The organism is Stenotrophomonas sp. G4 (genome assembly GCF_003428825.1).
In the GTDB taxonomy this organism is placed as follows: domain Bacteria; phylum Pseudomonadota; class Gammaproteobacteria; order Xanthomonadales; family Xanthomonadaceae; genus Stenotrophomonas; species Stenotrophomonas indicatrix.
This window is the reverse complement of record NZ_CP031741.1, coordinates 2,851,930-2,865,514: the sequence shown is the minus strand read 5'-3', so window position 1 is coordinate 2,865,514 and position 13,585 is coordinate 2,851,930. Positions and strand designations below refer to the sequence as shown.

At 66.3% G+C, this 13,585-nt stretch carries 10 protein-coding genes and 1 pseudogene; 5 read left to right on the top strand and 6 right to left on the bottom strand.

Annotated features, from left to right (window positions below; translation table 11 throughout):
- The first annotated feature begins 2 nt into the window (after positions 1–2).
- The 5 genes from asnB (at position 3) to D0Y85_RS13240 (ending at position 4,838) form a co-directional block, all read left to right on the top strand.
- Positions 3–1,946, top strand: a complete 1,944-nt coding sequence (gene asnB / locus D0Y85_RS13260) for an asparagine synthase (glutamine-hydrolyzing) (RefSeq protein WP_117310798.1) — start codon at positions 3–5, stop codon at positions 1,944–1,946.
- A gap of 66 nt (positions 1,947–2,012) precedes the next feature.
- Positions 2,013–2,573, top strand: coding sequence for an NAD(P)H-dependent oxidoreductase (locus tag D0Y85_RS13255; RefSeq protein WP_117310797.1), 561 nt, complete (start codon positions 2,013–2,015; stop codon positions 2,571–2,573).
- Positions 2,574–2,785: 212 nt separating this feature from the next.
- The gene (locus D0Y85_RS13250) at positions 2,786–4,216 is read left to right on the top strand and encodes a replicative DNA helicase (RefSeq protein WP_117310796.1); all 1,431 of its coding nucleotides are present in this window, start codon (positions 2,786–2,788) and stop codon (positions 4,214–4,216) included.
- A gap of 152 nt (positions 4,217–4,368) precedes the next feature.
- On the top strand, positions 4,369–4,581 hold the full coding sequence (locus tag D0Y85_RS13245; protein WP_117310795.1) for a hypothetical protein: 213 nt from the start codon (positions 4,369–4,371) through the stop codon (positions 4,579–4,581).
- Entirely contained in the window at positions 4,578–4,838 is a 261-nt protein-coding gene (locus D0Y85_RS13240; RefSeq protein ID WP_117310794.1) for a hypothetical protein, read from the top strand. Before D0Y85_RS13245 ends, D0Y85_RS13240 begins: the two co-directional genes overlap by 4 nt.
- Positions 4,839–4,866: 28 nt before the next feature.
- Here the strand turns inward: D0Y85_RS13240 and D0Y85_RS13235 are convergent, their stop codons facing one another.
- The 6 genes and pseudogenes from D0Y85_RS13235 to D0Y85_RS13210 all read right to left on the bottom strand — a co-directional run bounded on the left by D0Y85_RS13235 (position 4,867) and on the right by D0Y85_RS13210 (position 13,500).
- Positions 4,867–5,277 carry a hypothetical protein gene (locus tag D0Y85_RS13235; protein WP_093819038.1) on the bottom strand — a complete coding sequence of 137 codons (411 nt, stop codon included), beginning with the start codon at positions 5,275–5,277 and terminating at the stop codon, positions 4,867–4,869.
- 163 nt (positions 5,278–5,440) lie between these two features.
- Complete coding sequence (gene lpdA, locus D0Y85_RS13230) at positions 5,441–6,877, bottom strand: dihydrolipoyl dehydrogenase (RefSeq protein ID WP_032951934.1); 1,437 nt, start codon at positions 6,875–6,877, stop codon at positions 5,441–5,443.
- 63 nt (positions 6,878–6,940) lie between these two features.
- Positions 6,941–8,139 (bottom strand): annotated as a pseudogene (gene sucB / locus D0Y85_RS13225) (dihydrolipoyllysine-residue succinyltransferase).
- Between the two features lie 39 nt (positions 8,140–8,178).
- A complete protein-coding gene (locus tag D0Y85_RS13220) occupies positions 8,179–11,010 on the bottom strand; it encodes a 2-oxoglutarate dehydrogenase E1 component (RefSeq protein ID WP_117310793.1) in 2,832 nt (943 codons plus the stop codon).
- 186 nt (positions 11,011–11,196) lie between these two features.
- Positions 11,197–12,099, bottom strand: coding sequence for a GNAT family N-acetyltransferase (locus tag D0Y85_RS13215; protein ID WP_117310792.1), 903 nt, complete (start codon positions 12,097–12,099; stop codon positions 11,197–11,199).
- A gap of 3 nt (positions 12,100–12,102) precedes the next feature.
- Positions 12,103–13,500 carry a cupin domain-containing protein gene (locus D0Y85_RS13210; RefSeq protein ID WP_117310791.1) on the bottom strand — a complete coding sequence of 466 codons (1,398 nt, stop codon included), beginning with the start codon at positions 13,498–13,500 and terminating at the stop codon, positions 12,103–12,105.
- Positions 13,501–13,585 lie beyond the last annotated feature (85 nt).

Below are 13,585 nucleotides of genomic sequence, written 5' to 3'. Positions count from 1 at the left end.
GCATGTGTGGATTGGCGGGTATGTTGTTGCCGGCGGCGCAGACGCCGGCCGAGGTGCTGCAGGCGCAGGCGCTGGCCATGGGCCAGGCGCTGCACCATCGCGGGCCGGATGATGGTGGTACCTGGGTCGATGCCGCCGCTGGCATTGCCCTTGCCCACCGGCGCCTGAGCATCCTCGATCTTTCACCGCTGGGCCACCAGCCGATGGCCTCGGCCGACGGTCGCTATGTGATGGCCTACAACGGCGAGGTCTACAACTTCGCCACGCTGCGCGCCGAACTGGAGCCGCTGGGGCATGCATTCCGTGGCCATTCCGATACCGAGGTGCTGCTGGCCGCGATCCTGCAGTGGGGCGTCGAGGACACCCTGCAGCGCGCCAACGGCATGTTCGCCATCGCCCTGTGGGACCGCCAGGAACAGTGCCTGTGGCTGGCCCGCGACCGGGTCGGCAAGAAGCCGCTGTACTACGGTTGGGCCGGCGATGCCCTGGTGTTCGGCTCGGAGCTGAAGGCGCTGTGGCAGCACCCGGAGTTCGACAACGATATCGACCGCGATGCGCTGACGCTGCTGCTGCGGCTGGATTACATCCCGGCACCGCACAGCATCCACCAGCGCTGCTACAAGCTGATGCCCGGCCGCGTGCTGCGGCTGGATGCGGCGGCGGTGGCGGCAGGGGCCAGTGCCCATCGGCCCGAGCAGGCGCAACGTCCGTACTGGGATGCGCGCGCGCGCATGCAGGCAGCATTGGCTGCACCGTTCCAGGGCCGCATCGAGGAGGCCGAGGAGCAGCTGGATGGCCTGCTGCGCGATGCTGTGGCGCTGCGCATGGTTGCCGACGTGCCGGTGGGCGTGTTCCTGTCCGGCGGCACCGATTCGTCGCTGGTGGCGGCGCTGATGCAGGCGCAGAGCGGGCAGCCGGTACACAGCTTCAGCATCGGCTTCAGCGGCTCGCACCACGACGAGGCACCGTTGGCCAGGGAACTGGCCACCCACCTTGGCTGCGATCACACCGAGCTGTATGTCAGTGGCGCCGATGCGCTGGCGGTGGTGCCGCAGCTGCCGGCGATGTTCGACGAACCCTTTGCCGATGCCTCGCAGGTGCCGACCGCGCTGGTCGCCCGCCTCGCCCGCCAGGGCGTGACCGTCGCACTGTCCGGCGATGGCGGCGATGAGCTGTTTTTCGGCTACACCCGCTATGTGCGCGCGCTGCGCAACTGGCAGATGCTGGGACGGGTGCCCGCGCCGTTGCGCCGCTGGATGGGCGCGCGTGCGCACCAGCAGGGCGAGGCGTCGCGCACCGGCGGGCTGGCCGCGTTGCTGGCCGAAACCGGTGCACGTGGCATCGGCGATGTGTACCGCAACCGCATCTCGCGCTGGCGCGATCCGGCGGCGGCGGTGATCGGTGCACGCGAGGCGGGCAGCTTCTACGATCTGGCCGACCCGCTGCATGGTGCCGGTACCCCGGCCGATGCGATGATGCTGGCCGACTTCGTCAGCTATCTGCCCGACGACCTGCTGTGCAAGGTCGACCGCACCTCCATGGCGGTCAGCCTGGAGGCACGTGCGCCCTTGCTGGACTGGCGCGTGGCCGAGTTCGCCTGGTCGCTGCCGCTGGGCTTCAAGCGCAGTGAGTCGACCAGCAAGGTGCTGCTCAAGCGCGTGCTGGGGCGGTACGTGCCGCAGTCGATGGTGCACCGGCCCAAGCGTGGATTCGGCGCGCCGGTCAGTGATTGGCTGAAGGGCGATCTGCAGCCCTGGGCGGACGAACTGTTGCAGCCGGCGCGGCTGGAACGCGAAGGTGTGCTGTCGGCCGCGGCCGTGCAGCCACTGTGGCAGCAGTTCCTGGGCGGCCAGCGCAAGTGGCACACGCACCTGTGGAACGTGCTGATGTTCCAGGCCTGGCAGGACCATTGGCGGCAGGTGCGTGCAGGTGTGAAACGCGCCTGATCTTCACCGGCGGGGAAGGGCGCGCCGGCTAGGCTGGCCCTCCCGCACCGTGAGGAGTATGTCCTGATGTCCATCCCCACCATTGCTGTATTCGTCGGCAGCCTGCGCAAGGACTCATGCAACCGCAAGCTGGCCCGCGCGCTGGAGAAACTGGCCGGTGACAAGGCGCGCTTCCAGTACGTGCAGATCGGCGACCTGCCGCTGTACGACCAGGATTTCGACGCCAGCTACCCGGCGCAGGGCACGCGCCTGAAGGACCAGGTACGCGCCGCTGACGCCGTGCTGTTCGTGACCCCCGAGTACAACCGTTCCGTGCCGGGCGTGTTGAAGAATGCGATCGACATCGGCTCGCGCCCCTACGGCGACAGCGCTTTTGCGGGCAAGCCAGCGGCGGTGATCGGCGCTTCCATCGGCCAGATCGGCACGGCGGTGGCCCAGCAGCACCTGCGCAACAGCCTGGCCTTCCTGGACATGCACGTGCTTGGCCAGCCCGAGGCGTTCATCCACTTCAAGGATGGCCTGATCGATGCCGACGGCACGATCCACAACGAGGGCACGCAGACGTTCCTGCAGGGCTATGTGGACCGGTTCCTGGCCCTGATCGCGGTGCATGCCAAGGGCGATTGACGCCAGCAGCCGCGGTCCCCATCTGCGATAATGGTCCGCTTCGGGCGTCGCAACGACGCCCGTCGCAGGCAATGCGACGCCCTCGCGCCAGTCTGGACAGGCTCAGGCGGATATCCCCCGTTCTTCCACGGCTTATCCACAGGTTTGTCCATGGCCGCCGGGGTCGGCGCATGCCTACACTCGTCTGGCCCCTTTGCAGGAAACACCGCAGCATGTCCGCCCGTTCCGGCTTCCGTTCCAACCGCAGAGAGCGCGGCGATGGCTTTGATCGCGATCGCGATGAATCGCGTATTGACCAGTTGCGCGTGCCGCCGCATTCGGTGGAAGCCGAACAGGCGGTGCTGGGTGGCCTGATGCTGGCACCGGAGGCCTACGACCGGGTCAACGACCAGTTGACCGAGGGTGACTTCTACCGCCGTGACCACCAGATGATCTACCGGGCGATCCGTGAGCTGTCCGAGCGCGAACGCCCCTTCGATGCGGTGACCCTGGGCGAGTGGTTCGAATCGCAGGGCAAGATGGAGCTGGTGGGCGATGGCGCCTATCTGATCGAACTGGCCAGCACCACGCCGTCGGCGGCCAACATCGTTGCCTATGCCGAGATCGTGCGCGACAAGGCGGTGCTGCGGCAGCTGATCCAGGTCGGCACCGACATCGTCAACGATGGTTTCCAGCCCGAGGGTCGCGACAGCAGCGAGCTGCTGTCCGCTGCGGAAAAGAGCGTGTTCGCCATCGCCGAACAGGGCGCGCGCGGCCGAACCGATTTCGTGGCCATGCCCGGTGCGTTGAAGGACGCATTCGAAGAGCTGCGCAACCGCTTCGAGAATGGCGGCAACATCACCGGCCTGCCGACCGGCTATACCGATTTCGATGCGATGACCGCCGGCCTGCAGCCGACCGACCTGATCATCCTTGCTGCGCGTCCTGCGATGGGCAAGACCACCTTCGCCCTGAACATCGCCGAATACGCGGCGATCAAGTCGAAGAAGGGCGTGGCGGTGTTCTCGATGGAAATGTCCGCATCGCAGCTGGCGATGCGCCTGATCTCGTCCAATGGCCGCATCAACGCGCAGCGCCTGCGTACCGGCCAACTGGAGGACGAGGACTGGAGCCGGGTAACCGGTGCGATCAAGATGTTGAAGGAAACCAAGATCTTCATCGACGATACGCCGGGCGTGTCGCCGGAGATCCTGCGTTCCAAGTGCCGCCGCCTCAAGCGCGAGCACGACCTGGGCCTGATCGTGATCGACTACCTGCAGCTGATGAGCGTGCCGGGCAACAGCGAGAACCGCGCGACCGAAATTTCCGAGATTTCGCGTTCGCTTAAGGGCCTGGCCAAGGAACTGAACGTACCGGTCATTGCCCTGTCCCAGCTCAACCGCTCGCTGGAAACACGTACCGACAAGCGCCCGGTGATGGCCGACCTTCGCGAATCGGGCGCAATCGAGCAGGATGCGGACATGATCGTCTTCATCTACCGCGACGATTACTACAACAAGGAAAATTCACCGGACAAGGGGCTGGCCGAGATCATCATCGGCAAGCACCGTGGTGGCCCCACCGGTTCGTGCAAGCTGAAGTTCTTCGGCGAATACACCCGGTTCGACAACCTGGCGCACGACTCGGTCGGTTCGTTCGAATAGCGCCGACGGCGTTACGGTAGCGCCGGGCCGTGCTTGGCGGAATTTCCGGTTTCATCGCCTCCCAACCGGGTTTCGTCGCAAACCGTTTGCGGGCGACAGGGCAGGGCGGCAACGTGGTTGCAGGCGGCGGGGTGCCGCCGAGGGAGCCTCTGATGAAGACCTTGTTTGCGCTTGGTGTCTGGTGCCTGCTGTTCGTGCTGTGCTGGCCGTTGGCGATCCTGGCGCTGGTCGCCTGGCCGTTCGTGTGGCTGCTGAGCCTGCCGTTCCGCCTGCTCGGCATCACCTTCTCGGCACTGTTCGCCCTCCTGCGCGCGCTGTTCATGCTGCCGGCACGCCTGCTGGGCGGCGGCCCGGTGACCGCATGAGGCCGCTCGTCATTGCGATGGCGGCGCTGCTGGTGGCGGCGCCCGCGTCCGCCAAGGAGCCGCCGTCGGCCTACCTGGAGCGCGGGCATGATCCTGCTTTGGCCGCCACCGCCGCGACTGCAGAGGATGCGCCCAGGGAAGCCTGCCGGGTGGTGAAGGAGTGGAAGGCAGGGGACACGGTCGTCCAGCACCGCATCTGTGACGATCCGCCGAAGAGGGCTGCTGCCAAGCCGGAGCCGCGGCCGGTGCAGCGCTGATCCGCCATCTACCGGTACGGTGGCGGCTTCAGGATGAAGGTGCCGCGGCGGCTGGCGGTGCCGGGAACACCTGTTCCCGCAGATCGCGGTAGACCATGATGATGCGGCCACGCGGGCGCACTACGAATTCAACCTGCAGCGGCGCCCCAGCGGTGGCTGCCGCCGGATGGGTCACCGTGCAGGGCTGCTTGATCCCACAGCGCCGCAGGGATACTTCCAGGCTGCCATCGCTGGCCGTGCGCACATCCGCGCCGGGTGAGTGGAAGAGCGTCTCGGCAGGTACGTGGTAGCGGATCAGCACGTCGCCATCGCGTTGCGGCATCACTTCGACCGGCTGCACCTCGGCTGCGCGGTAGTCGGTTCTGGGTGGGGTGGCATTGCACCCGGCCAAGGCGAAGCCGAGCAGCATCGGCAGGCGGCAGAAGCGGGACAGGTGCATGATCGTACGGCTCCATGGAAATCGGCGGCGGCCACAGCATTCCCTGGCCGGTTGCATTGGGCCGGGTTGCAGGCGGGCGGTCAAGCGGCCAACAAAAAACCCCGCCGAGGCGGGGTTTTTCGTATCCAGCAACGCTGGCCAGTGGCCGGCACTACCCGATGGCTCAGTTCGCCTTGTGGATCGCGCGCTTGCTCACGGCCATCGCCGCGTCGTGCACCACTTCCGACAGCGACGGGTGGGCGTGGCAGATCCGCGCCAGGTCGTCGGCCGAACCGCTGAACTCCATGGTCAGCACGCCTTCGTGCACCAGTTCGGATACGTTGGCGCCCACCAGGTGCATGCCCAGGATGCGATCGGTTTCGGCGTGGGCCAGAACCTTGACGAAGCCTGCCGGCTCGATCATCGCCACGGCACGGCCGTTGGCGGCGAACGGGAAGCTGCCGGCCTTGTACGGGATGCCCTCGGCCTTCAGCTGCTGCTCGGTCTTGCCGACCCAGGCCAGCTCCGGCTCGGTGTAGATGACCCACGGAATGGTGTCGAAGTTGACGTGGCCCGGCAGGCCGGCGATCAGTTCGGCAACCGCGATGCCTTCCTCGAAGCCCTTGTGCGCCAGCATCGGGCCGCGCACGCAGTCACCGACCGCCCAGACGCCATTGACGCCGGTGTGGCAGTGCGCGTCGACTTCGATCTGGCCACGCTCGTTGATCTTGACGCCGGTACCTTCGGCCAGCAGGCCCTTGGTGGCGGCGCGACGGCCGACGGCTACCAGCAGCTTGTCCACGACCAGCGACTTCTCGCCTTCGGCGTCGGTGTAGGTCAGGGCGACTTCCTTCTTCTTGCCCTTGCCGGTCACTTCGGCCTTGGAGACCTTGGCACCCAGGCGGATGTCCAGGCCCTGCTTCTTGAATTCCTTGGCGGCGGTCTTGGCCACTTCGGTATCGGCCGCAGCCAGGAAGTCCGGCAGCGCTTCCAGGATGGTCACTTCCGAACCCAGGCGCTTCCACACGCTGCCCAGTTCCAGGCCGATCACACCGGCGCCGATCACGGCCAGGCGCGCCGGCACTTCGGTGAAGTCCAGGCCGCCGACGTTGTCGACGATGGTTTCGCCGTCGAACTTGGCGAACGGCAGTTCGATCGAATCCGAACCGGCGGCGATGATGACGTTGGTGCCCTTCAGTTCGACGACCGAGCCGTCATGCTGGGTGACCTTGACCACGTTGCCCGGCTGCAGTTCGCCGAAGCCGTAATAGGCGGCGACCTTGTTGGCCTTGAACAGCATGGCGATGCCGCCGGTGAACTGCTTGACGATCTTGTCCTTGCGGCCAACCATCGCTTCGACGTCCATCTTGGCATCCTTGAAGCTGATGCCGTGGTCGCCAAAGATGTGGCCCATGTTCCAGAACTGGCGCGAGGAATCCAGCAGCGCCTTGGACGGGATGCAGCCCACGCGCAGGCAGGTGCCACCCAGGGCCGGCTTGCCGTCCTTGCCCAGCGCTGCGTCGATGCAGGCGGTCTTCAGGCCAAGCTGGGCCGCGCGGATGGCAGCGTGGTAACCGGCCGGGCCGGCACCGATGACGACGACGTCGAATTGTTCAGCCATTGAAATAGTCCTTGTTGCATTACCAGAACCCCTCCGCGCAGGCGCGGAGGGGCGGGAGGTCTCTTACAGGCCGAACAGCATGCGGCCCGGGTTTTCCAGCTGGTTCTTGATGTCCACCAGGAACTGCACCGAGTCCTTGCCGTCGATGATGCGGTGATCGTAGGACAGCGCCAGGTACATCATCGGCGCGATCACGACCTGGCCGTTCTGGGCGATCGGGCGCTCCTTGATGGCGTGCATGCCCAGGATGGCGCTCTGCGGCGGGTTGATGATCGGGGTCGACAGCAGCGAACCGAAGGTGCCGCCGTTGGTCACGGTGAAGGTGCCGCCCTGCAGTTCTTCCAGGCTCAGCTTGCCGTCACGGGCCTTCTTGGCGTAGTCGGCGATGGTCTTTTCGATGTCGGCGAACGACATGCGCTCGACGTTGCGCAGCACCGGCGTGACCAGGCCCTTCTCGGTCGACACGGCGATCGAGATGTCCGAATAGCCGTGGTAGATGATGTCGTCGCCGTCGATGGAGGCATTGACCAGCGGGAAGCGCTGCAGTGCGTTGGCGGCGGCCTTCACGAAGAAGCTCATGAAGCCGAGCTTGATGCCGTGTGCCTTGACGAACTCGTCCTGCAGTTCCTTGCGCGCCGCCGACACCTTGGACAGGTCGACTTCGTTGAAGGTGGTCAGCATGGCGGTGGAGTTCTTCGACTCCATCAGGCGCTCGGCGATGCGCTTGCGGATGCGGGTCATCGGCACGCGTTCTTCCGGACGTGCGCCACCGGCCTTGCCGGCGCCGCCGTTGCGGGCGAAGTTGACGATGTCTTCCTTGGTGACGGCGCCGCGACGGCCGGTGCCGTCGACGTCGGCCGGGTTCACGCCTTCGGTGATGGCGGTGAAGCGGGCGCCCGGCGGCAGCGCGTCGGCAGCCGACTTGGCAGCCGGGCCGGGGCAGCGGCGGCGGCCGGAGCAGCAGCGGCCGGAGCGGCCTCAGCCTTCTTCTCTTCGGCAGCCGGGGCCGATGCAGCAGCCACGGCGCCTTCTTCGATGATCGCCACGACCTGGCTGGAAGTGACGGTGTCGCCTTCCTTGAACTTGATTTCCTTGATCACGCCATCGACCGGCGACGGCACTTCCAGGACGACCTTGTCGGTTTCCAGGTCAAGCAGGTTTTCGTCGCGCTTGACGGCGTCGCCCACCTTCTTGTGCCAGGTGGCGATGGTGCCGTCGGCGACGGATTCGGGCAGTACCGGGGCTTTGACTTCGGTGGCCATGCGGGAGCTTCCTGGTTTGTCTTCTAAATAGGGGGAGAGTTATTCAGCGAACGAGTCGTTGAACGGGTTGACCAGTGCATCGGCGACCAGCTGCTGCTGTTCGCGGACGTGGTCAGCCATGTGACCGGCAGCCGGCGAAGCCGAACGTGCGCGACCGGCGTAGTGCAGGCTCTGGCCATCGGCCAGGCAGAACTGCAGGTGGTGGCGGATCTGGTACCACGCGCCTTGGTTCTGCGGTTCTTCCTGCGTCCACACCACGTCGGTGGCCTTGCCGTACTTCTTCAGTTCGGCAGCCAGCAGCGCACGCGGGAACGGGTACAGCTGCTCCACGCGGATGATCGCCACGTCGTCCTGGCCACGCTTGGTCTGGTCTTCCAGCAGGTCGTAGTAGACCTTGCCCGAGCACAGCACCACGCGCTTGACCTTCTTGGCATCTGCATTGGCATCGCCGATCAGGTGCTGGAACTCGCCATTGGCCAGCTCGTCCAGGGTCGACACGGCCAGCTTGTGGCGCAGCAGCGACTTGGGCGACATCACCACCAGCGGCTTGCGGGTGGTCAGGTGCTGCTGGCGACGCAGCATGTGGAAGGCCTGCGCCGGGGTCGACGGCACCACCACCAGCATGTTCTCCAGCGCGCACAGCTGCAGGAAGCGCTCCAGGCGCGCCGAGCTGTGTTCCGGGCCCTGACCTTCATAGCCATGCGGCAGCAGCAGTGTCAGGCCGGAGATGCGGCCCCACTTTGCTTCGCCGGCGGCGATGAACTGATCGATCACCACCTGGGCGCCGTTGGCGAAGTCGCCGAACTGGCCTTCCCAGATGCACAGGGTGTTCGGATCGGTGGTCGAGAAACCGTACTCGTAGGCCATCACTGCTTCTTCGCTGAGCAGCGAATCGATGACGGTGGCCTTCTCCGGCGAATCCACCAGCTGCCGCAGCGGCAGGTAGTAGTTGTCGGTCTTCTGGTCGTGCAGGATCGCGTGGCGGTGGGTGAACGTGCCGCGGCCGACGTCCTGGCCGACCAGGCGCAGCGCACTGCCTTCGTCCAGCAGGGTGGCGTAGGCCAGGTTCTCGGCAAAGCCCCAGTCGCCCGGGATCTCGCCGGCAGCCATCTTGCGGCGGTCGTCGTACACCTTGGACACGCGCGAGTGCAGCTGCACTTCTTCGGGCACGGTGTTGATCAGCTTGGCCAGCGCGACCAGCTTGTCCTTGTCGACCTTCGTCGACACCGGATCGGACAGCTTGCCTTCCAGCAGCTTCGGCCAATCAACGAACAGCGGGCTGGTCGGCGGGGTCTTTTCGACCTTGGCCAGCTCGGTGGTCACTTCACCGGCATCGAGCTTCTCGCGGTACGCATCGACCATCGCCTTGCCGGCGCCGGCGGCGATCACGCCTGCCTTTTCCAGCTGCTCGGCGTACATCTCGCGGGTGGTGGCGTGCTTGCGGATCACCTGGTACATCAGCGGCTGGGTGATCGCCGGCTCGTCGGCCTCGTTGTGGCCCCAACGGCGGTAGCACATCAGGTCGATGACCACGTCCTTGGCGAACTTCTGGCGGAACTCGAACGCCAGCTGCGCGGCGAACACCACCGCTTCGGGATCATCGCCGTTCACGTGCAGCACCGGGGCGGCAATCATCTTCGCCACGTCGGTGGCATAGCGCGTGGAGCGCGTGTCCTGCGGATTGGAGGTGGTGAAGCCGACCTGGTTGTTGACCACGATGTGCACGGTGCCGCCAACGGCGAAGCCGCGGGCCTGCGACATCTGGAACAGCTCCATGACCACGCCCTGGCCGGAGAAGGCCGCGTCGCCGTGGACCAGGATCGGCATCACCTGCTTGCGTGCGGTGTCCTTGCGGCGTTCCTGGCGCGAACGCACCGAGCCGGCAACCACCGGGTCGGCGATTTCCAGGTGCGACGGGTTGAACGCCAGGGCCAGATGCACCGGGCCACCCTCGGTGGCCACGTCGGCGGAGAAGCCCATGTGGTACTTCACATCGCCGGCCGAAGCGTGCTCGTCGTGCTCGAACTTGCCTTCGAATTCGTCGAACAGCTTGCGCGGATTCTTGCCGAGGGTGTTGACCAGCACGTTCAGGCGGCCGCGGTGGGCCATGCCGATCACCACGTCCTTGACGCCGTCCTTGCCGGCGCTGCGGATGATGGTGTCCATCATCGGGATCAGCGAGTCGCCGCCTTCCAGCGAGAAGCGCTTCTGGCCGACGTACTTGGTGTGCAGGTAGCGCTCGAGGCCTTCGGCGGCGGTCAGGCGCTCCAGCGTGCGGCGCTGGGTGTCAGCGTCCAGCTGGTAGTTGCCACCGGCCAGTTCCAGCTTCCTGTAGATCCACTGGCGCTGCTCGACCTCGGAGATGTGCATGAACTCCGCACCGATCGAACCGGTGTAGGTCGCCTTCAGGCGCGCGAGCAGGTCACGCAGCTTCATGCGCGGCTGGCCACCCACGCCGCCGGTGCTGAACTCGCTGTTGAGGTCAGCATCGGACAGGTTGTGGAAGGGCAGGCCGAGGTCCGGGGTGTTGACCGGCGCGGCCAGGCCCAGCGGATCCAGGCGGGCGTCCAGATGACCACGCGAACGGTAGGCGGTGATCAGACGACCGACATTGCGCTCGCGCTCATCGCCTGCACCGGTGCCGGTGCCTGCTTTCAGCGCATCCTTGGCCGCGTCCGCAATGTGGGAAATGACGGCCGAGTGCGGAATGTCGCCCGCTTCGCGGCCCTTGAAGCCGTCGAAGTAGGTTTTCCATTTGGGATCGACACTATCCGGGGAGACCAGATACTGCTCGTACAGGTCCTCGACATAGGAGGCGTTGCCGCCGGCGAGTTGCGAAGATTGCGCAAACTGCTTCAGTTGATTGTCCACGATGGAGGGTGCTGATTCGCTTTGTGGGGTATGGCTTCAGAAGGACCCGGCACGAAGATGAATAGCCATGCACGGGCGCGTTCAAACGGCCAAATTGTACCCCCATCCGGACACGAAGGGGCAGCGACGAGGGCATCGGGCGTCCCCCGGTGTCGGTCCCAGACAGGTTGAGCGCACCGGTCGCGGTCAGATGCCGAGTGCGCGCAATTCGCTGCATTCGCGCGAACGGTCCCAGACACGCTGCAATTGCTGCTCGAACGGCTGCGAACGTGCCGGCAGCGCGATTGCCGATTCGCCGTCGAGGCGATGGCCGATGAGACGAAAGTAGAAGTCGCCTGCATCGTTGAGCAGGCAGGCCGAGGCCAGGGCGCGATCGATCGGATCGGCGACCTCGCGGAACTGGATCACACTGGGCAGGCGCTGGAACAGCGCCAGCAGCGGCGCACCGGCGCTGGCGATGGCTGCGGCGTCATGCACGATCACCCGCAGCTGCTTGTCGTGGCGGGCGGTGACGAAGCGGCGCAGGGCTGCCTGTACCGGTGGCGCGTCCAGCAGGCCGGGGTCCAGCTGCCGGCTGTGCAGCCACAATCGACGGCGGGCGCGGTGGATGATCGCCGTGGTGATCGCCACCGCTTCAGCGCGGCTGTCGATGGCGGAAACGGCCTGCAGCCGGCGCCGCATCTGCTGGTGGCCAATGCCGGCTTCTTCGAATTCGGGGCCATCAGGAAGGAAGCCCTGGCGGGCGTAGAAGTCGCGTGCCGGCAGCTGCGCATGCAGGTGCAGCTCGGCCAGGCCGAGCTGGCGCCCGGCCTGCACCAGTGCCTCAAGCAGGGCCTCGCCAATGCCGTGGCCGCGATACGCCGCCAGCACCGCCATGCGGCCGATGCGGCCATCCGGCGCCAGCCGCCCGGTGCCGACCGGATGCCCGTCGGCATCCAGCGCCAGCACGTGGGCACAGACCGGGTCCAGGGCATCGCGCTCCAGGGCGGCGTCGATGCCCTGTTCCTGCACGAACACCCGCTGGCGCACGTCGTGGATGGCGACGTGGGCCTCGGCGTGACTGACCTGCAGGACCCGCAGCGGGCTCATGGCTCAGCCGCGGCCGGGGTCGCTGTCGTCTTCGTCGTGGTCATCGAAGTTGACGATCACTTCAATACCGTCGTCGTGCACGGTTACCAGATGGACGTCATCGGACATCGAGTCAGCCTCGATCACCTCGACCTGCTCGTGGCCCTCGATCACTTCACCCAGCAGCTCTTCCTCCTCGTCGGCGTACACCTCGTTCGGATCGATCAGCTGGAACACGCCGCCGACCAGCAACTGCTGGACCACCGCACGGCCCTTGTCGGACAGACTGCGGTAGGCGGCGGCGTCGAGCTGCTCGGCACCTGCCAGGCGCTGCGCGTCCTTCACCGGCAGGGCGAAGTCCTGGCCACTGACATACAGGCTGGCGCCGCGCTTGGCCCGGCGCCAGGCCAGGCGCGCCCACGGGTGACGCTGCAGCAGCAGGCCCGACTGCAGGGCCTCGAGCACTTCTTCCTGCGGCGGCGCGGCCTGGTGGGCCATCACCTCGCCGGCGGCGCGGTAGGTGGTGATGAAGCGGCCGAACCAGTCACCCAGCTTGTCCGGATCGTTCATGCGGATGGCGTTGAGCGCGGTGATCACCCGCGCCATCGCCACGGTGTCAATCTCGTTCGGGTCGGCCGGCGCCTTCAGGTCGGCATCCTGGTAGCGGATGTTCTCGTCGGCGTCGGCGATCAAGGTGTCCAGGTAGTCACTGATCAGCTCGGCCGAAGACGGTGCGCGCATGCCGAACGAGAACGTCAGGCACGGGTCTTCGGCAACGCCGTGATGCGGCACGTTCGGCGGCAGGTACAGCATGTCGCCCGGCGCCAGCACCCAGTCGTGGGTCGGCTTGAATACTTCCAGCAGCTTCAGTTCCACGTCGGGGCGGAAGCCCAGCGGCGGGCGCTTGCCCTTGATCGATTCACTGGCATCGATCTGCCAGCGGCGGTGGCCGTGGGCCTGCAGCAGGAACACGTCGTACTGGTCGACATGGGCACCGACCGAGCCACCGGTAGCGGCGAAGCTGATCATCACATCGTCCATGCGCCAGCGCGGCAGGAAGCTGAAGTGTTCGATCAGGGCGCGCACGTCCTTGTCCCATTTGTCCACGTCCTGCACCAGCAGGGTCCAGTCGTGGTCGGGCAGGGCGGGGAAGATGTCTTCCTGGAACGGGCCGCTGCGCACGCGCCAGCTGTCCTGGGCCTTGTCATGCTCGATCAGGCGGGCCAGCACGCCCTCTTCGCAGGCCAGGCCGGCCAGGTCTTCCGGCTGCACCGGGGTCTGGAAATCCGGGAAGGCATTGCGGATCAGCAGCGGGCGTTTCTGCCAGAAGTCACGCAGGAAGGTGGCCGGTGCCATGCCCAGCGGCTGGCCGCGGCGGGCGGTGACTTCGATCAGGAGGGAGGAGGACTTGCGGGCGGCCATGGGGGAGTTCCTTGCAGCGGAAAGCGGGAGGGGCGGCGTGGCGGGCCGCCAAGGGCTCCATTGTCCGACGTTCGATGGGATTGCG